Source organism: Serratia sp. ID 25-353 (assembly GCF_054792795.1).
In genome coordinates this window covers 4,916,791-4,936,150 of the sequence record NZ_CM139236.1, presented here as the reverse complement: position 1 = coordinate 4,936,150, position 19,360 = coordinate 4,916,791, and the positions used below count along the sequence as shown (strand labels likewise).

13 protein-coding genes, 1 tRNA gene, 3 rRNA genes and 1 riboswitch are annotated in these 19,360 nt (G+C 56.8%); of the genes, 11 read left to right on the top strand and 6 right to left on the bottom strand.

Annotated elements, in window-relative coordinates; all coding sequences use genetic code 11:
* Positions 1 to 19: 19 nt before the first annotated feature.
* Entirely contained in the window at positions 20 to 1,240 is a 1,221-nt protein-coding gene (locus ACYF6X_RS23605) for an argininosuccinate synthase (protein WP_019452247.1), read from the top strand.
* A 192-nt stretch (positions 1,241 to 1,432) separates the two neighbouring features.
* Complete coding sequence (gene argH / locus ACYF6X_RS23600; protein ID WP_130017747.1) at positions 1,433 to 2,806, top strand: argininosuccinate lyase; 1,374 nt, start codon at positions 1,433 to 1,435, stop codon at positions 2,804 to 2,806.
* 36 nt (positions 2,807 to 2,842) lie between these two features.
* Here argH and ACYF6X_RS23595 read toward each other — a convergent pair whose 3' ends face one another.
* The 4 genes from ACYF6X_RS23595 to ACYF6X_RS23580 all read right to left on the bottom strand — a co-directional run bounded on the left by ACYF6X_RS23595 (position 2,843) and on the right by ACYF6X_RS23580 (position 5,831).
* The gene (locus ACYF6X_RS23595) at positions 2,843 to 3,169 is read right to left on the bottom strand and encodes a type II toxin-antitoxin system HicB family antitoxin (RefSeq protein WP_019452249.1); all 327 of its coding nucleotides are present in this window, start codon (positions 3,167 to 3,169) and stop codon (positions 2,843 to 2,845) included.
* Positions 3,156 to 3,416 carry a hypothetical protein gene (locus tag ACYF6X_RS23590; RefSeq protein ID WP_063991336.1) on the bottom strand — a complete coding sequence of 87 codons (261 nt, stop codon included), beginning with the start codon at positions 3,414 to 3,416 and terminating at the stop codon, positions 3,156 to 3,158. The genes ACYF6X_RS23595 and ACYF6X_RS23590 overlap by 14 nt, the downstream gene beginning before the upstream one ends.
* Positions 3,417 to 3,578: 162 nt before the next feature.
* Positions 3,579 to 5,027: a dihydrolipoyl dehydrogenase gene (locus ACYF6X_RS23585; RefSeq protein ID WP_130017746.1), complete on the bottom strand. Its 1,449-nt coding sequence runs from the start codon at positions 5,025 to 5,027 to the stop codon at positions 3,579 to 3,581.
* A gap of 72 nt (positions 5,028 to 5,099) precedes the next feature.
* Positions 5,100 to 5,831, bottom strand: a complete 732-nt coding sequence (locus tag ACYF6X_RS23580; protein WP_019452251.1) for a glutathione peroxidase — start codon at positions 5,829 to 5,831, stop codon at positions 5,100 to 5,102.
* Between the two features lie 151 nt (positions 5,832 to 5,982).
* Here ACYF6X_RS23580 and oxyR point away from each other — a divergent pair, with 151 nt between their 5' ends.
* Positions 5,983 to 6,900, top strand: coding sequence for a DNA-binding transcriptional regulator OxyR (gene oxyR, locus ACYF6X_RS23575; protein WP_033636422.1), 918 nt, complete (start codon positions 5,983 to 5,985; stop codon positions 6,898 to 6,900).
* On the opposite strand, the gene sthA is transcribed toward oxyR, so the two are convergent.
* The gene (sthA, locus tag ACYF6X_RS23570; protein WP_004931047.1) at positions 6,883 to 8,280 is read right to left on the bottom strand and encodes a Si-specific NAD(P)(+) transhydrogenase; all 1,398 of its coding nucleotides are present in this window, start codon (positions 8,278 to 8,280) and stop codon (positions 6,883 to 6,885) included. The genes oxyR and sthA overlap by 18 nt on opposite strands.
* A 218-nt stretch (positions 8,281 to 8,498) precedes the next feature.
* Between sthA and fabR the strand changes: the two genes are divergently transcribed.
* Positions 8,499 to 9,131 (top strand): HTH-type transcriptional repressor FabR, encoded by a 633-nt coding sequence (gene fabR, locus ACYF6X_RS23565; protein WP_004931044.1) that lies wholly within the window; start codon positions 8,499 to 8,501, stop codon positions 9,129 to 9,131.
* A gap of 15 nt (positions 9,132 to 9,146) precedes the next feature.
* Positions 9,147 to 9,518: a YijD family membrane protein gene (locus ACYF6X_RS23560; RefSeq protein WP_049201879.1), complete on the top strand. Its 372-nt coding sequence runs from the start codon at positions 9,147 to 9,149 to the stop codon at positions 9,516 to 9,518.
* A 34-nt stretch (positions 9,519 to 9,552) separates the two neighbouring features.
* Here the strand turns inward: ACYF6X_RS23560 and trmA are convergent, their stop codons facing one another.
* A complete protein-coding gene (trmA, locus tag ACYF6X_RS23555; protein ID WP_107228019.1) occupies positions 9,553 to 10,656 on the bottom strand; it encodes a tRNA (uridine(54)-C5)-methyltransferase TrmA in 1,104 nt (367 codons plus the stop codon).
* Positions 10,657 to 10,771: 115 nt separating this feature from the next.
* Positions 10,772 to 10,991: riboswitch (cobalamin riboswitch) on the top strand.
* A gap of 69 nt (positions 10,992 to 11,060) precedes the next feature.
* Here trmA and btuB point away from each other — a divergent pair.
* The 6 genes from btuB (at position 11,061) to rrf (ending at position 19,322) form a co-directional block, all read left to right on the top strand.
* Positions 11,061 to 12,953: a TonB-dependent vitamin B12 receptor BtuB gene (gene btuB / locus ACYF6X_RS23550; RefSeq protein WP_130017745.1), complete on the top strand. Its 1,893-nt coding sequence runs from the start codon at positions 11,061 to 11,063 to the stop codon at positions 12,951 to 12,953.
* A complete protein-coding gene (gene murI, locus ACYF6X_RS23545; RefSeq protein WP_107228017.1) occupies positions 12,898 to 13,761 on the top strand; it encodes a glutamate racemase in 864 nt (287 codons plus the stop codon). Before btuB ends, murI begins: the two co-directional genes overlap by 56 nt.
* Before the next feature lie 373 nt (positions 13,762 to 14,134).
* Positions 14,135 to 15,676 (top strand): 16S ribosomal RNA (locus ACYF6X_RS23540).
* A 206-nt stretch (positions 15,677 to 15,882) separates the two neighbouring features.
* A tRNA-Glu gene (locus ACYF6X_RS23535) sits at positions 15,883 to 15,958 on the top strand.
* 234 nt (positions 15,959 to 16,192) lie between these two features.
* Positions 16,193 to 19,100, top strand: a 23S ribosomal RNA gene (locus ACYF6X_RS23530).
* 106 nt (positions 19,101 to 19,206) lie between these two features.
* Positions 19,207 to 19,322: ribosomal RNA gene (gene rrf, locus ACYF6X_RS23525) — 5S ribosomal RNA — on the top strand.
* The 16S, 23S and 5S rRNA genes sit together here with 1 tRNA gene alongside, the layout of an rRNA operon.
* Positions 19,323 to 19,360 lie beyond the last annotated feature (38 nt).

Sequence of the window (19,360 nt, the reverse complement as noted above, 5' to 3'; positions counted from 1 at the left end):
AATTAGAAAGGAATAGATCATGCAAAACCAAGGCATCAAAAAAATCGTTCTGGCGTACTCCGGCGGCCTGGATACCTCGGCCATCATTCCATGGCTGAAAGAGAACTACGGCGGCTGTGAAGTGGTGGCGTTCGTGGCGGACATCGGTCAGGAGCGCAGCGATCTGGAAGGCGTGGAGCAAAAAGCCCTGCAGTCCGGTGCCTCTGAATGTCACGTGGTCGATCTGCGTGAAGAATTTATCCGCGATTACGTTTATCCGGTGCTGCAGACCGGCGCCCTGTACGAAGGCAGCTACCTGCTGGGCACGTCGATGGCGCGGCCGATCATCGCCAAGGCGCAGGTCGAGCTGGCGCTGAAAGTGGGCGCCGACGCGCTGTGCCACGGTGCGACCGGCAAAGGCAACGACCAGGTGCGTTTCGAGACCACCTACACCGCGCTGGCGCCGCAGCTGAAAGTGGTGGCGCCGTGGCGTGAGTGGAACCTGCGTTCCCGTGAAGCGCTGCTGGATTACCTGAAAGAGCGCAACATCCCGACCACCGCATCGTTGGAGAAGATCTACAGCCGCGATGAAAACGCCTGGCACATCTCGACCGAAGGCGGCGTGCTGGAAAGCCCGTGGAATGCGCCGAACAAAGATTGCTGGGTGTGGACCGTCGATCCGCAGGAAGCGCCGGATCAGCCTGAGCAGGTGACCGTCACCGTTGAGAAAGGCCGCGTTGTGGCGGTTAACGGTAAAGCGCTGTCGCCGTACCAGTGCCTGGAAACCCTGAACGCGCTGGGCGCCAAGCACGGCGTCGGCCGTATCGACATCGTGGAAAACCGCCTGGTGGGCATCAAATCCCGCGGCTGCTATGAAACCCCGGGGGGCACCATCATGGTGGCGGCGCTGCGCGCCGTCGAGCAGCTGGTGCTGGACCGCGACAGCTTCAAATGGCGCGAGCAGCTGGGCCTGGAGATGTCTTATGTGGTGTACGACGGCCGCTGGTTTGCGCCGCTACGCCGCTCGCTGCAGGCTTCCGCCGAAGCGCTGGCTGAAGAGGTGAACGGCGAAGTCGTGCTGCAGCTGTACAAAGGCCAGGTGACGGCGACCCAGAAGAAATCGGCCAACAGCCTGTACTCCGAAGAATTCGCCACCTTCGGCGAAGATGAAGTTTACGATCACAGCCACGCGGGCGGCTTTATCCGTCTGTTCTCTCTGTCTTCACGCATCCGCGCGTTGAACGAGAAAAAGAATAAATAATCGATTGGCGTGACTCTGCAAGGGCGCAGCATGCTGCGCCTTTTCGTATAAAATTCATACCCTAAATAATTCGAGTTGCAGGAAGGCGGCAAGGGCGAGAGTCCCGATGAGCTTACATCGGTAAGTGATTCGGGTGAGCGCTCGCAGCCAACACACCTGCGGCTCGAAGTATGACGGGGACAGGAGTAAGATATGGCACTTTGGGGCGGACGGTTCACTCAGGCGGCGGATCAGCGGTTCAAGCAACTTAACGATTCGCTGCGGTTCGATTATCGCCTGGCGGAGCAGGATATCGAGGGCTCGGTGGCCTGGTCTAAGGCGCTGGTGACCGTTAACGTGTTGACGGCAACGGAGCAACAGCAGCTGGAACAGGCGCTGGATGCGCTACTGGCGGAAGTTCAGGCCGATCCTTTGGCGATCGTCCAAAGCGATGCGGAAGACATCCACAGCTGGGTAGAGCAGCAACTGATCGAGAAAGTCGGCGATTTGGGCAAGAAGCTGCACACCGGCCGCAGCCGCAACGATCAGGTCGCGACCGATCTGAAGCTGTGGTGCAAACAGCAGATCGGCGATCTGCATCAGGCAATCGTCCAGCTGCAGCAGGCACTGGTGGAAACCGCCGAAGCCAACCAGGATGCGGTGATGCCGGGGTATACCCACCTGCAACGCGCGCAGCCGGTGACTTTCGCGCACTGGTGCCTGGCCTATGTCGAGATGCTGGCGCGCGATGAGAGCCGTCTGCAGGATACCCTGAAACGGCTGGACGTCAGCCCGCTGGGCAGCGGCGCGCTGGCCGGCACCGCTTATCCTATCGATCGCGAGCAGCTGGCCGGCTGGCTGGGCTTCGCCTCGGCGACCCGCAACAGCCTGGACAGCGTATCCGATCGCGATCACGTGCTGGAGCTGCTGTCCAATGCCGCCATCAGCATGGTGCACCTGTCGCGCTTCGCCGAAGATCTGATCTTCTTCAACAGCGGCGAAGCGGCGTTTGTCGAGCTGTCCGACCGCGTGACCTCCGGCTCTTCGCTGATGCCGCAGAAGAAAAACCCGGACGCGCTGGAGCTGATCCGCGGCAAATGCGGGCGCGTACAAGGCGCACTGACCGGCATGATGATGACGCTGAAAGGCCTGCCGCTGGCGTACAACAAAGACATGCAGGAAGACAAAGAAGGGCTGTTCGACGCGCTCGATACCTGGATGGACTGCCTGCAGATGGCGGCGCTGGTGCTGGACGGCATTCAGGTGAAACGCCCGCGCTGCCAGGAAGCGGCTGAGCAGGGCTATGCCAATGCCACCGAGCTGGCGGATTACCTGGTCGCCAAGGGCGTGCCGTTCCGCGAAGCGCACCATATCGTCGGCGAGGCGGTGGTAGAGGCGATTCGCCAGGGTAAACCGCTGGAAGCGCTGCCGCTGGCGGACTTGCAGCAGTTTAGCGCGACGATCGGTGACGACGTTTATCCGATCCTGGCGTTGCAATCCTGCCTGGACAAGCGTGCGGCCAAAGGCGGCGTCGCACCGCAGCAGGTGGCCGCGGCAATCGCCGCAGCGAAACAGCGTTTGGCCTGACGACGTCAAGGGCGGCCCGGCGCCGCCCTTAAACCGCTACCCCGCCAGCCGTGCGCACAGATAACGGTTCAGGCTCACGCCTTCCTCCATCGCGCCGATCGCCAGCCGCCGATGCTGTTCCGGCGTCATGCGCAACACCAGTTTTCCGCTGAAGTTCTTTTCCGCCAGCGCCTGCGGCGGCGTTTCGCCTTGCGCCAGCATATCGGCGATCGTTTCGCTCACCACTTTTTCGATACCCTCGAGTGCGCCGGTACGCGTGGCGGCCAGCCAGGACAGCGAGGGGAATTCGGCGCACAGCCCGACATATTCGCGATCTTCCGCTGACCAGGTGATGCGATAGGTATAGTGTTCATGCTTTTCCATGTTCTTCCTCCATTCTGGCCAGTGCGGCGATGACCTGCTTAACCTGATATGCCTTGGCTGCGCCGTTGTTGCCGCGTTGGATATTGATGCGCGGATCGCCTGACCAGGGCATGCGATAAACGTGATGGCTGCTACCGTTTATGCGCGGCGGCCCAAACCATCGCACGCAGATTTTCGCTAACTCGGCGAATTTGATGCTGTTCTGCCGCTGTTGCAAATCAGTGATATCATCCCTGATCTCGTTCATGCTGCCTCCATTTTAGTATCATTATTGGTATCATTTCAATGTCGAAGCATAAAAAATGAGCGCAGAAGGGCCGTGAGGCAAGAGGAGGGAGGAAAATGTGGAAAGTGCCGCGCAAAAAAACCGGGCCTGAAGGCCCGGTGGGGTTGAACGGAGAATGAGAGGTTATTCGCCCGGACAGCGCTGGCAGCGCTCGATTTCGGTCGCGCCGAGTTTGAGCTTCGCCTGCAGATCGCGCAGCGCGGTGCGCAAGCCTTCTTCGATCACCGGATGATAGAACGGCATGTCCAGCATCTGATCGACGGTCATCTGCTGCTGGTGCGCCCAGGCCAGCAGGTGTGCGATGTGCTCGGCGTCTGGGCCGATCATTTCCGCGCCGAGGAAACGGCCAGTGCCTTGCTCGCCGTAGACGTGCAGAATGCCCTTGTTGCGCAGCATCACCCGCGAGCGGCCCTGATTCTCAAACGAGACGTTGCCCACTTCAAAGCAGCCGCAGGCGCTGAACTTCTCGCTCAGCTCGCGGAAGGTTGAGCCGACCATGGCGATCTGCGGATCGGAGAACACCACCGAAATCGCGCTGCGGCGCAGGCCCGGATTGATCTCTGGGAAGCTGCCGGCGTTGGCGCCGGCGATGCGCGCCTGATCGCTGGCCTCATGCAGCAGCGGCAGCTGGTTGCTGGCGTCGCCGGCGATGAAAATATGCGGCACGCTGGTTTGCATCGTCAGGCGGTCGGCCAGCGGCACGCCTCGGGCGTCGAGCTGCAGGCCGGTGTTGTCGAGACCCAGCCGATCGACGTTGGGGCGGCGGCCGGTGGCGGCCAGCACGTAGTCCACCAGGATCTCCTGCGGTTGGCCCTGCAAATCCTGATAGCGGATAAACACCTTGTCGCCTTCGCGCTGCATCATCTCTACCTTCACGTCGGCGTCGAGGAAGAACTCTTCCCCCAGCGCTTTGGCGGCGTAATCGCGCACGGCGCTGTCGGTCAGCGGCCCAACCGCGCCGCCGATGCCGAAGACCTTGGTGTCGACGCCGAGGCGGTGCAGCGCTTGCCCCAGCTCCAGCCCGATGACGCCAGGGCCGAATACCGCTACTGACTGTGGCAAATCATCCCAGTTGAACAGATCGTCGTTGACGATCAGACGATCGCCCAGTTCGTTCCACTGCGTCGGCCAACTGGGGCGGGAACCGGTGGCGATTACGATGCGCTGCGCCACGATACGTGTATGCTCATCGACCTGCAGCGTGTTGTCGTCGATAAACCGGGCATAGCCCTGAATTTTGTCGCCGGCCGGGATCTCGTCCACGCCTTCCAGCACGAAGCCGACGAAGCGATCGCATTCGCGCTTGACGCGCGCCATCACTTCGCGCCCGTCGATGCGGGTTTTACCGGTTGGGTGCACGCCAAAGCCCGGCGCGCGTTCGATTTGATGCACCGCTTCGGCAGCGGCGATCAGCAACTTGGATGGCATACAGCCAACGCGCGCGCAGGTGGTGCCGTAAGGCCCGCCTTCGATCATCACCACGCTGGGGGTAGACAGTTTGGCCGCGCGATAGGCGCCGAGCCCTGCGGTGCCGCCGCCGATGACCGCGACATCAACGTTCAACAGTTTCATATCCGCTCCTGAAAGGTAAAAAAAGGGCGGGCCGTAGCCCGCCAAAGTTCACGTTGGCTTTGTTATTACTTATTAAGCTGACAGGAAAGTTTCCAGATCGTCGCTGCCACCGATGTGACGGCCGCCGATGAACACTTGCGGTACCGTGGCGCGGCCGCTGACGGCGCGCAGGCTGACGGTGGTGGCGTCTTTGCCCAGTACGATCTCTTCATACTGAATGCCGCGCTCTTGCAGCATCTGCTTGGCTTTGGCGCAGAATGGGCAGCCCGGCTTGGTGAACAGGGAGACCGATTCCTGCACTTTGAATTCCGGCGCCAGGTATTTCAGCATGGTGTCGGCGTCGGACACTTCAAACGGGTCGCCCGGCTTGTTCGGCTCGACGAACATTTTCTCGACCACGCCGTCGCGCACCAGCATCGAGTAGCGCCATGAACGTGGGCCAAAGCCCAGATCCGCTTTCTCGACCAGCATGTTCATGCCTTTGGTGAATTCACCGTTGCCGTCCGGCACGAAGGTGATGTTTTCCGCATGCTGATCGGCCTTCCAGGCGTTCATCACGAAGGTGTCGTTCACCGAGACGCACAGAATGCCGTCGACGCCGTGCTGCTTGAATACGCTGGACAGCTCGTTGTAGCGCGGCAGATGGCTCGAAGAACAGGTTGGCGTAAACGCGCCCGGCAACGAGAACACGATAACGGTTTTGTTTTTGAACAGGTCATCAGTGGTCACATCAATCCATTGGTCGCCCTGACGGGTGTGGAAAGTAACCTGAGGAACTTTCTTGCCTTCTTGACTGGTAAACATTGATTAACCCCTTAATTAGGAAAAGTAATTTTTAGCATTTAGCGCGATATCGCTTCGTTGGGACACATTATTGTCGCTTGGGCTTGATAGATCTAATCGCTCATTGCTATCTTATCTATCGCCATGAGCTATCATGGAATGGAGGGAAACAATGAATATTCGTGATTTAGAGTATCTGGTCGCCTTGGCCGAGCACCGGCACTTCCGCCGTGCGGCCGATTCATGCCATGTGAGCCAGCCCACGCTGAGCGGGCAGATCCGCAAGCTGGAAGACGAGTTGGGCGTCATGCTGCTCGAGCGCACCAGCCGCAAGGTGCTGTTCACCCAGGCGGGTCTGCTGCTGGTGGAGCAGGCGCGTACCGTGCTGCGCGAAGTGAAAGTATTGAAGGAGATGGCCAGCCAGCAGGGCGAAGCCATGTCCGGGCCGCTGCACATCGGCCTGATCCCGACCGTGGGGCCTTATCTGCTGCCGCAGATCATCCCGACGCTGCACAAAACCTTCCCGAAACTGGAAATGTACCTGCACGAAGCGCAAACCCAGCAACTGCTGGCGCAACTCGACAGCGGCAAATTGGACTGCGCCATTCTGGCCTTGGTGAAGGAAACCGAGGCGTTTATCGAAGTGCCTCTGTTCGATGAACCGATGAAGCTGGCGGTGTATTCCGATCACCCGTGGGCGCAGCGCGAGCGCGTGGCGATGCCGGATTTGGCGGGAGAGAAGCTGCTGATGCTGGAGGATGGCCACTGTCTGCGCGATCAGGCGATGGGCTTCTGCTTCCAGGCGGGCGCGGACGAAGATACTCACTTCCGCGCCACCAGTCTGGAAACGCTGCGCAATATGGTCGCGGCCGGCAGCGGCATTACCCTGCTGCCGTCACTGGCGGTGCCGCCGCAGCGCGAACGCGACGGCGTCTGCTATCTGGATTGCTACAAGCCGGAGCCGAAGCGCACCATCGCGTTGGTGTATCGCCCCGGTTCCCCACTGCGCAGCCGTTATGAACAGTTGGCCGAAGCGATCCGCGAGCACATGCAGGGTTACATCGACAACGCGTTAAAACAGGCGGTTTAAGCCGTTAAGCGCCGCCACCCGGTAGGCTTCGGCCATGGTCGGATAGTTGAAGGTCGTATTAACGAAATACTCGATAGTATTGCCTTCACCTTTCTGTTCCATGATCGCCTGGCCGATGTGGATGATCTCCGCCGCACGCTCGCCGAAGCAGTGGATCCCGAGGATCTGCAGGGTGTCGCGATGGAACAGGATCTTCAGGCTGCCGACGTTCATCCCGGCGATCTGCGCACGCGCCAGATGTTTGAACTGGGCGCGGCCCACTTCATACGGCACCTTCATCGCCGTCAGTTCCTGTTCGGTTTTGCCGACGGAGCTGATTTCCGGAATGGTGTAGATGCCGGTCGGGATATCTTCGATTAAGTGACCGCTGGCTTCGCCGGAAGCGATCGCCTGCGCGGCGATGCGGCCCTGATCGTAGGCGGCGGAAGCCAGGCTCGGATAGCCGATCACGTCACCGACCGCGTAGATGTGCGACAGCGCGGTTTGGTACATGCTGTTCACCTTCAGCAGCCCGCGGCTGTCCGATTCCAGGCCGACGTTTTCCAAGCCCAGCGAGTCGGTGTTGCCGGTACGGCCGTTGGCGTACAGCAGGCAGTCCGCTTTCACCTTCTTGCCGGACTTCAGGTGCACGATCACGCCGTCTTCGGTGCCTTCAATCTTCTCGAACTCCTCGTTGTGGCGGATCACCACGCCGTTGTTCCAGAAGTGGTAAGAGAGCGAATCCGACATCTCCTGATCGAGGAACGCCAGCAGGCGATCGCGGGTGTTGATCAGATCCACCTTGACGTTCAGGCCGCGGAAGATAGACGCATACTCGCAGCCGATCACCCCGGCGCCGTAAATGATCACGTGGCGCGGTTCATGACTCAGCTCGAGAATGGAGTCGCTGTCGTAGATGCGCGGGTGATTGAAATCGACGCTGGCCGGATGGTAAGGGCGCGAGCCGCAGGCGATCACGATGTGGTCGGCGCGGATGGTGTCCTGGGTGCCGTCCATATAGCTGACGCTAACGGTGTTGGCGTCGATGAAGCGCGCGTCGCCGGCGAACAGTTTGCACTGGTTCCGCTCATAGAAGCCTTGGCGCATGCGGGTCTGCTGGCTGATGACGTTATCGGCATGGCGTAAAATGTCAGGGAAGGTCGCGCTGAGCGTGCGCGAGTTGTTGTAAAGCGGGTTCTGGTTGAATTCGATAATGCGGCTGACGGCGTGGCGGAGGGCTTTGGAAGGGATGGTGCCCCAGTGGGTACATCCGCCGCCTACGTTGTTGTACCGTTCGATAACGGCCACGCGGGCGCCCTGTTTCACCAGCCCCATGGCGGCACCTTCACCACCAGGGCCCGAGCCAATCACAATGGCATCAAATTGATAGTGCTGTTGCATGTAGGAGAGACCTGTTTTTTTATACAAGATTACAACGGTATCTTAACATCATAGCGCTGCTCACCCAATCACCATTAGGCTTTTTGAGGCAAAGCACAATCGGCTCAGGGCGGAAGTGTGATAGAGCGCGTTAGTATAAATGCTGTTGCAATAAAATTTGCTATATTGCCGAGTCTAGGGCGTTAGACTGAGAGAATGGAACCTATCCGGATATGCATATGGGCGTCAGAGCACAACAAAAAGAACGGACTCGTCGTTCCCTGATCGAAGCCGCATTCAGCCAGCTGAGCGCCGAACGCAGCTTCGCCAGCCTGAGCCTGCGGGAAGTTTCACGCGAGGCGGGCATCGCGCCCACGTCGTTTTACCGCCATTTCCGCGATGTGGATGAGCTGGGGCTGACCATGGTGGACGAAAGCGGCCTGATGCTGCGTCAGTTGATGCGCCAGGCGCGCCAACGCATCGCCAAGGGTGGCAGCGTGATCCGCACCTCGGTGTCCACCTTTATGGAATTTATCGGCAACAACCCGAATGCCTTCCGTCTGCTGTTGCGCGAGCGTTCCGGTACGTCGGCGGCATTCCGTGCGGCGGTGGCGCGCGAGATCCAGCATTTCATCGCCGAATTGGCGGACTACCTCGAGTTGGAAAACCACATGCCGCGCAGCTTTACCGAAGCGCAGGCGGAGGCGATGGTCACCATCGTGTTCAGCGCCGGCGCGGAAGCGCTGGATATCGACGTCGAGCAGCGGCAGCAGCTGGAAGAACGGCTGGTGCTGCAGCTGCGGATGATCTCCAAAGGGGCGTATTACTGGTATCGCCGCGAACAAGAAAAAGCTTCTGTGTCCCACGTATAAAAAAGGTAAAAAGTGATGGAAAAACCAGGCCGTGAAAATGGCACCTTACTGCTGGCGTTGATTGCCGGCCTTTCGATCAACGGTTCCTTTGCCGCGCTGTTCAGCTCGGTGGTGCCGTTTTCGATCTTCCCGCTGATCGCATTGGTGCTGGCGGTGTACTGCCTGCATCAGCGTTACCTGAACCGCGCTATGCCGGACGGCATGCCGAAGCTGGCGGCGGCCTGCTTCCTGCTGGGGCTGCTGATGTACAGCGCCATCGTGCGCGCCGAATACCCGCAGATCGGTTCCAACTTCCTGCCGTCGGTAATCTGCGTGGCGCTGGTGCTGTGGATCGGGGTCAAGCTGAAGGCGCGCAAGGCGCCGGATGCGCCGACTCAAGAGTCGTAATGAAACGGGGCGCCATGATGGCGCCCCTGTCGTATCAGCGGTGCTTTTCCAGCAGCACGCCGCATTCCATGTGATGGGTATACGGGAACTGATCGAACAGCGCCAGGCGGCTGACCCGGTGCGTGGTCTGCAGCGTTTCCAGATTGGCGCACAGCGTTTCCGGGTTGCATGAGATATACAGAATGCGCGGGTAAGCCTGCACCATCTTCACCGTTTCAGCGTCCAGCCCACTGCGCGGCGGATCGACGAAAATCGTCTCGCAGTTGTAGCCGCTCAGATCGATGCCTTTCAATCGGTTGAATTCGCGCACGCCGTTCATTGCCTGAGTGAAGTCTTCTGCCGCCATGCGGATGATCTGCACATTGTCGATATGGTTGGCAGCGATGTTGTATTGCGCCGCCGCCACCGACGGTTTGGCGATCTCGGTCGCCAGCACGCGCTCGAAATTGCGCGCCAGCGCCAGCGAGAAGTTGCCGTTGCCGCAATACAGCTCCAGCAAATCGCCTTTGGAACCGGCGGTCACCGCCAGCGCCCATTCCAGCATCTGCACGTTCATGGCCGCGTTGGGCTGAGTAAAGCTGTTCTCCACCTGGCGGTAGATCATGTCGCGGCCGGCGACCGGCAGCACTTCGTCAACATAATCCTGGTCGAGCATGATTTTGGTCTTCGACGCCCGGCCGATCAGTTGCAGATCGAAACCCTGAGCGCGCAGTTCGTCGCGCAGCTGCTCGGCGCGCCGTTGCCAAACGTCATCCAGCTTGCGGTGGTACAGCAGCGAGGCGATGATTTTGCCGCTTTGCGTCGACAGATAATCGATCTGGAACAGCTTGTGACGCAGGATCGGCTCCGGTTTCAGTGCGGCGATCAGGGCGCTCATCAGGCGGTTGATCAGTTCGCTGGCGGCAGGGAACCGATCGACGCGAATACGCTGCTTGGTCTGCTGATCGAACATGATGTGGTACATGTCGTCCGCGTCGTGCCAGATGCGGAATTCGGCGCGCATGCGGTAGTGGTCGACTGGCGAGCGGAACACTTCCGGCTCGGGCGCCGCGAACGGTGACATCAACGTCTTCAGGCGGGCGACTTTCTCCGCCAGTTGGTCATCGTAACGTTCAATAGGCAAATTCTCGGGCGTCATGTGTGTCTTCTCGTCAGGCAAATTTGATCAGCGGGGATTGTAGGGAATCAGCCCGTGAAGTCCAGTTTTGTCGCGTTTATTATTTGTAACATTAGTAGCAGTCTAGACATCTATTTTCATTGATCGTAGCATTGCCGTCCGGCCTCAAGCAGCGAGTGAAAAGGGAATCCGGTGTGAATCCGGAGCTGACGCGCAGCGGTAAGGGGAAGTCACGGCGATAGCGTTTCGACGCAGACACTGTCCACTGCAGGATGGGAAGTCATCGCCCGTTGCCGGTCGCGCCCCGCGGCCCGCAAATCCCAAGCCCGAAGACCTGCCGGTGTTACGTCGCAATGTCCGTGGTCGTCGCGAACTACCGGCCATGATCCTGCGGCATCCGCCAATTAAGTTTGGATGCTTTTCTCATGACAATTACAAAAAATACGCTGCTGGCGGTGGTCTCCTCCGTCACGGCTTTTTCTGGATGGGCGCAAGACAACACGGCAGCCACGAATGGCGATAACCTGGTGGTGACCGCCAACCGCTTCCCGCAGCCGGTTTCTTCCGTGCTGGCGCCGACTTCCATCGTCACCCGCAACGATATCGATCGCTGGCAGGCCAAGAGCCTGACCGACGTGATGCGCCGCCTGCCGGGCGTGGATATTTCGCAGAATGGCGGCCTGGGGCAACAAAGTTCGCTGTTTATTCGCGGCACCAACTCCAGCCATGTGCTGGTGCTAATTGACGGCATTCGTCTTAATCAGGCGGGCGTCAGCGGCTCTTCCGATCTCAGCCAAATCCCGATTTCGCTGGTGCAGAAAGTCGAATACATTCGCGGCCCGCGTTCGGCGGTGTACGGCTCCGACGCCATCGGCGGCGTGGTCAACATCATCACCACCCGCGAAAAGAACGGCACTACGCTCTCCGCAGGCGTCGGTTCCAACGGCTATCAGTCCTATGACGCGTCGACCCAGCAACAGCTTGGCGACAGCACCGTGGCGACGGTGGCAGGGAATTACACCTATACCAAAGGATATAATGTAGTGGCTAATTTGCCGGACAGCTTCGGCAATCCGGCGCAGCCTGACCGCGACGGTTTCATGAGCAAATCTCTGTATGGCGGCATTGAGCACAAGTTCAATGAGGCGTTCAGCGGCTTTGTTCGTGGCTATGGTTATGACAATCGCACGGCTTATGACGGTAATTACAGTTATGCGGATCCGGCACATTTGGATGCGTTGCCCGACACTCGCCAACTCTATAGCCAAAGTTGGGATAGCGGTCTGCGCTATCAGGACGGCATCTATGCTGCGCAGTTGATCGCGAGCTATAGCCATACCAAAGACTATAACTATGATCCCAAATACGGCCCTTATTCTGCATCTGCAACCCTGGATGATTCCACGCAATACAATGTGCAGTGGGGCAATACGTTCCAGGTTGCTCAAGGCCATATCAGTACGGGTGTCGATTGGCAGAATCAAAAAATCGAGCCGGGTACGGCTTACATCACTGATAGCAAGAGCCAACGTAATACCGGGCTTTATCTGACGGCGCAGCAACAAGTGGATGCCTTTACTTTGGAAGGTGCGGTGCGCGGTGACGATAACTCGCAGTTTGGTTGGCATGGTACTTGGCAAACCAGCGTGGCTTGGGAGTTTGTTGAGGGCTATCGTGCCATCGCGTCTTATGGTACTGCGTTTAAAGCGCCGAATTTGGGGCAACAGTACGGCAGCTTTGGCGGCAACCCAGATTTGAAACCGGAAGAAAGCAAACAGTGGGAAGGGGGATTTGAGGGGCTGACCGGCCCGGTTACCTGGCGCGTCACCGGTTATCGCAATGATATAGATAATCTGATCAGCTATGCATCAAGCGGTTCAGGTTCTGCCTATTACAATGTTAATCAGGCAAGGATTAAAGGTATTGAAGCGACGGCGTCTTTTGATACCGGCCCGTTGACGCACCAGATTGGCTATGACTATGTCGATCCTCGCAACGCCAAGACCAACGAAGTGCTGCTGCGCCGTGCCAAACAGCAGGTGAAATATGAGCTGGACTGGCAGTTGTATGACTTTGACTGGGCGGTAACCTACCAGTATCTGGGAGAGCGCTACGACGGTGATTACAGCGGCTACACTACGCGTACGGTTAAACTTGGCGGCGTGAGCCTGTGGGATCTCGCAGTTTCGTATCCGGTCACATCTCATCTGACAGTTCGTGGTAGAATTGCCAACCTGTTTGATAAAGATTATGAGACGGCCTATGGCTACGCTACTCCAGGAAGAGAATATTACCTCACTGGAAGCTATACCTTCTAACAGTACCGCCACACCTCGCCCGACGGTGCTGGTTTTCGATTCCGGCGTCGGCGGGCTGTCGGTATATCAGGAGATTCGGCAGTTGCTGCCGGATCTCCACTATATATACGCTTTCGACAACGTGGCGTTCCCCTACGGCGAGAAGTCCGAAGAGTTTATCGTTGAGCGCGTACTGGAGATTGTCGGCGCGGTGCAGCAGCGGCATCCTCTGGCGATTGTCGTCATTGCCTGCAACACCGCCAGCACCGTTTCCTTGCCGGCCCTGCGCGAGCGTTTCAGTTTCCCGGTCGTGGGCGTGGTGCCCGCCATCAAGCCTGCCGCCCGTCTTACCGTCAACGGCATTGTCGGCCTGTTGGCGACCCGCGGCACCGTACAGCGCAGCTACACCCACGAACTGATTTCCCGTTTTGCTACCGACTGCAAGATTGAACTGCTGGGCTCTTCAGAGCTGGTGGAGCTGGCGGAGGCCAAGCTGCACGGCGAAGCCGTGCCGTTGCCGGTGCTGAAGAAGATCCTGCATCCGTGGCTGAGCATGCGCGAGCCGCCGGATACCGTCGTGCTGGGCTGTACCCATTTCCCTCTATTAGCTGAAGAGCTGATGCAGGTGTTGCCGGAAGGCACCCGGCTGGTGGATTCCGGCGCAGCGATTGCCCGTCGTACCGCCTGGCTCATCTCGACGCAGGAAAATCTGGTCTCAAGCCAGGAAGAGAATCTGGCGTATTGCATGGCGTTAAATGAAGACACTGACGCTTTATTACCCGTTTTGCAGGGCTACGGCTTTAAATCGTTGAAAAAACTGCCACTTTAACGGTGTTTTGGTCAAACATTCAACGGTCGGAAAAAATATTGAAAATAGGGGTTGCGGCCCGCCGAGAACTCCCTATAATGCGCCTCCACTGACCGGGAACAACGACTGACAAGCCGCCGGGTCAGCGAGAAGAAAGCGAAATAAACGCTTGACTCTCAGGGCGAAAAGCGTAATATACGCAGCCCGCGCCGATGAGTTTCTCGGCACTGCTCTTTAACAATTTATCAGACAATCTGTGTGGGCACTCCACAAGACGATATCCAGCATCTTCGGATGCAAAAAAATATCAAGTCTTGAAGAGTGACTAACTGAAGTAAAATTCATGCAGTAAATCTTTGAGCATCGCTTCTCGAGTGGAAGCAAATCAAGCTTTTAATTGAAGAGTTTGATCATGGCTCAGATTGAACGCTGGCGGCAGGCTTAACACATGCAAGTCGAGCGGTAGCACAGGGGAGCTTGCTCCCTGGGTGACGAGCGGCGGACGGGTGAGTAATGTCTGGGAAACTGCCTGATGGAGGGGGATAACTACTGGAAACGGTAGCTAATACCGCATAACGTCGCAAGACCAAAGAGGGGGACCTTCGGGCCTCTTGCCATCAGATGTGCCCAGATGGGATTAGCTAGTAGGTGGGGTAATGGCTCACCTAGGCGACGATCCCTAGCTGGTCTGAGAGGATGACCAGCCACACTGGAACTGAGACACGGTCCAGACTCCTACGGGAGGCAGCAGTGGGGAATATTGCACAATGGGCGCAAGCCTGATGCAGCCATGCCGCGTGTGTGAAGAAGGCCTTCGGGTTGTAAAGCACTTTCAGCGAGGAGGAAGGTGGTGAGCTTAATACGCTCATCAATTGACGTTACTCGCAGAAGAAGCACCGGCTAACTCCGTGCCAGCAGCCGCGGTAATACGGAGGGTGCAAGCGTTAATCGGAATTACTGGGCGTAAAGCGCACGCAGGCGGTTTGTTAAGTCAGATGTGAAATCCCCGGGCTCAACCTGGGAACTGCATTTGAAACTGGCAAGCTAGAGTCTCGTAGAGGGGGGTAGAATTCCAGGTGTAGCGGTGAAATGCGTAGAGATCTGGAGGAATACCGGTGGCGAAGGCGGCCCCCTGGACGAAGACTGACGCTCAGGTGCGAAAGCGTGGGGAGCAAACAGGATTAGATACCCTGGTAGTCCACGCTGTAAACGATGTCGATTTGGAGGTTGTGCCCTTGAGGCGTGGCTTCCGGAGCTAACGCGTTAAATCGACCGCCTGGGGAGTACGGCCGCAAGGTTAAAACTCAAATGAATTGACGGGGGCCCGCACAAGCGGTGGAGCATGTGGTTTAATTCGATGCAACGCGAAGAACCTTACCTACTCTTGACATCCAGAGAACTTTCCAGAGATGGATTGGTGCCTTCGGGAACTCTGAGACAGGTGCTGCATGGCTGTCGTCAGCTCGTGTTGTGAAATGTTGGGTTAAGTCCCGCAACGAGCGCAACCCTTATCCTTTGTTGCCAGCGGTTCGGCCGGGAACTCAAAGGAGACTGCCAGTGATAAACTGGAGGAAGGTGGGGATGACGTCAAGTCATCATGGCCCTTACGAGTAGGGCTACACACGTGCTACAATGGCATATACAAAGAGAAGCGACCTCGCGAGAGCAAGCGGACCTCATAAAGTATGTCGTAGTCCGGATTGGAGTCTGCAACTCGACTCCATGAAGTCGGAATCGCTAGTAATCGTAGATCAGAATGCTACGGTGAATACGTTCCCGGGCCTTGTACACACCGCCCGTCACACCATGGGAGTGGGTTGCAAAAGAAGTAGGTAGCTTAACCTTCGGGAGGGCGCTTACCACTTTGTGATTCATGACTGGGGTGAAGTCGTAACAAGGTAACCGTAGGGGAACCTGCGGTTGGATCACCTCCTTACCTAAAGATATTGATTCGAGTGGCGTGCTCACACAGATTGTCTGATGAAAAAGTAATGAGCAAACAAAACCTTGTGGTATAGGTAAGTGCCAGGAGATTTGTGACTGTCCAGTGCAGTGACAAACGACAATGGCGCTCGATTTTTCACGAAAAATCTCACCTTTACCCGAAATTATCGAATCGGTGATTCGATAAGCCAATTTCGGGTCCCCATCGTCTAGAGGCCTAGGACACTGCCCTTTCACGGCTGTAACAGGGGTTCGAATCCCCTTGGGGACGCCATTCCGATAATGAGTGAAAGACATTATCACCGGTTAGCGATAACCGAAAAAATCTTAAAGATGACTTGCGAGTCATGTTTAAGATATTGCTCTTTAACAATCTGGAACAAGCTGAAAATTGAAACATGACGGCTGAAATTTATCCCTCCGTAGATGTATTGGGATAAAGAGTAACCTGTCATAGAGTCTCTCAAATGTTTGCAGCACGAACGATGGAAACATCTTCGGGTTGTGAGGTTAAGTGACTAAGCGTACACGGTGGATGCCTAGGCAGTCAGAGGCGATGAAGGGCGTGCTAATCTGCGAAAAGCGTCGGTAAGGTGATATGAACCGTTACAACCGGCGATACCCGAATGGGGAAACCCAGTGTGTTTCGACACACTATCATGTCATGAATACATAGTGGCATGAGGCGAACCGGGGGAACTGAAACATCTAAGTACCCCGAGGAAAAGAAATCAACCGAGATTCCCCCAGTAGCGGCGAGCGAACGGGGAGGAGCCCAGAACCTGAATCGGCTTGTGTGTTAGTGGAAGCGTCTGGAAAGTCGCGCAGCAAAGGGTGATAGCCCCGTACACTAAAATGCACAGGTCGTGAGTTCGATGAGTAGGGCGGGACACGTGACATCCTGTCTGAATATGGGGGGACCATCCTCCAAGGCTAAATACTCCTGACTGACCGATAGTGAACCAGTACCGTGAGGGAAAGGCGAAAAGAACCCCGGCGAGGGGAGTGAAATAGAACCTGAAACCGTGTACGTACAAGCAGTGGGAGCACCTTCGTGGTGTGACTGCGTACCTTTTGTATAATGGGTCAGCGACTTATATTTTGTAGCAAGGTTAACCGTATAGGGGAGCCGTAGGGAAACCGAGTCTTAACTGGGCGAATAGTTGCAAGGTATAGACCCGAAACCCGGTGATCTAGCCATGGGCAGGTTGAAGGTTGGGTAACACTAACTGGAGGACCGAACCGACTAATGTTGAAAAATTAGCGGATGACTTGTGGCTGGGGGTGAAAGGCCAATCAAACCGGGAGATAGCTGGTTCTCCCCGAAAGCTATTTAGGTAGCGCCTCGTGAACTCATCTTCGGGGGTAGAGCACTGTTTCGGCTAGGGGGCCATCCCGGCTTACCAAACCGATGCAAACTCCGAATACCGAAGAATGTTATCACGGGAGACACACGGCGGGTGCTAACGTCCGTCGTGAAGAGGGAAACAACCCAGACCGCCAGCTAAGGTCCCAAAGTCATGGTTAAGTGGGAAACGATGTGGGAAGGCATAGACAGCCAGGATGTTGGCTTAGAAGCAGCCATCATTTAAAGAAAGCGTAATAGCTCACTGGTCGAGTCGGCCTGCGCGGAAGATGTAACGGGGCTAAACCATGCACCGAAGCTGCGGCAGCGACGCTTAGGCGTTGTTGGGTAGGGGAGCGTTCTGTAAGCCGTTGAAGGTGGCCTGTGAGGGTTGCTGGAGGTATCAGAAGTGCGAATGCTGACATAAGTAACGATAAAGCGGGTGAAAAGCCCGCTCGCCGGAAGACCAAGGGTTCCTGTCCAACGTTAATCGGGGCAGGGTGAGTCGACCCCTAAGGCGAGGCTGAAAAGCGTAGTCGATGGGAAACAGGTTAATATTCCTGTACTTGGTGTTACTGCGAAGGGGGGACGGAGAAGGCTAGGCTAGCCGGGCGACGGTTGTCCCGGTTTAAGCGTGTAGGGGGTGTGACCTGGTAAATCCGGTTGCATACTAACCCTGAGGCGTGATGACGATGCACTACGGTGCAGAAGTAGTTGATGCCCTGCTTCCAGGAAAAGCCTCTAAGCATCAGGTAACATTAAATCGTACCCCAAACCGACACAGGTGGTCAGGTAGAGAATACCAAGGCGCTTGAGAGAACTCGGGTGAAGGAACTAGGCAAAATGGTGCCGTAACTTCGGGAGAAGGCACGCTGGCATGTAGGTGAAGTCCCTTGCGGATGGAGCTGAAGCCAGTCGAAGATACCAGCTGGCTGCAACTGTTTAATAAAAACACAGCACTGTGCAAACACGAAAGTGGACGTATACGGTGTGACGCCTGCCCGGTGCTGGAAGGTTAATTGATGGGGTCAGCCGCAAGGCGAAGCTCTTGATCGAAGCCCCAGTAAACGGCGGCCGTAACTATAACGGTCCTAAGGTAGCGAAATTCCTTGTCGGGTAAGTTCCGACCTGCACGAATGGCGTAATGATGGCCAGGCTGTCTCCACCCGAGACTCAGTGAAATTGAACTCGCTGTGAAGATGCAGTGTACCCGCGGCAAGACGGAAAGACCCCGTGAACCTTTACTATAGCTTGACACTGAACATTGAGCCTTGATGTGTAGGATAGGTGGGAGGCTTTGAAGCGTGGACGCCAGTCTGCGTGGAGCCATCCTTGAAATACCACCCTTTAATGTTTGATGTTCTAACTCGGCCCCGTGATCCGGGGTGAGGACAGTGTCTGGTGGGTAGTTTGACTGGGGCGGTCTCCTCCCAAAGAGTAACGGAGGAGCACGAAGGTTAGCTAATCACGGTCGGACATCGTGAGGTTAGTGCAAAGGCATAAGCTAGCTTGACTGCGAGAGTGACGGCTCGAGCAGGTACGAAAGTAGGTCTTAGTGATCCGGTGGTTCTGAATGGAAGGGCCATCGCTCAACGGATAAAAGGTACTCCGGGGATAACAGGCTGATACCGCCCAAGAGTTCATATCGACGGCGGTGTTTGGCACCTCGATGTCGGCTCATCACATCCTGGGGCTGAAGTAGGTCCCAAGGGTATGGCTGTTCGCCATTTAAAGTGGTACGCGAGCTGGGTTTAGAACGTCGTGAGACAGTTCGGTCCCTATCTGCCGTGGGCGTTGGAAGATTGAGAGGGGTTGCTCCTAGTACGAGAGGACCGGAGTGAACGCACCACTGGTGTTCGGGTTGTCATGCCAATGGCATTGCCCGGTAGCTAAGTGCGGAAAAGATAAGCGCTGAAAGCATCTAAGCGCGAAACTTGCCTCAAGATGAGTCTTCCCTGGGCCTTTAAGGTCCCTGAAGGAACGTTTAAGACTAAGACGTTGATAGGCTGGGTGTGTAAGTGCAGCGATGCATTGAGCTAACCAGTACTAATGATCCGTGAGGCTTAACCTTACAACACCGAAGGTGTTTTGGTGAGACCGAGACAATATTCAGCTTGTTTACAGATTGGTTCTGATGGCGACACGAGAGTGAAGCGGTTGGAATGAAACAGAATTTGCCTGGCGGCAATAGCGCGGTGGTCCCACCTGACCCCATGCCGAACTCAGAAGTGAAACGCCGTAGCGCCGATGGTAGTGTGGGGTCTCCCCATGCGAGAGTAGGACACTGCCAGGCATCAAATAAACGTTATCAGTGTGACGACTGGTAATGCG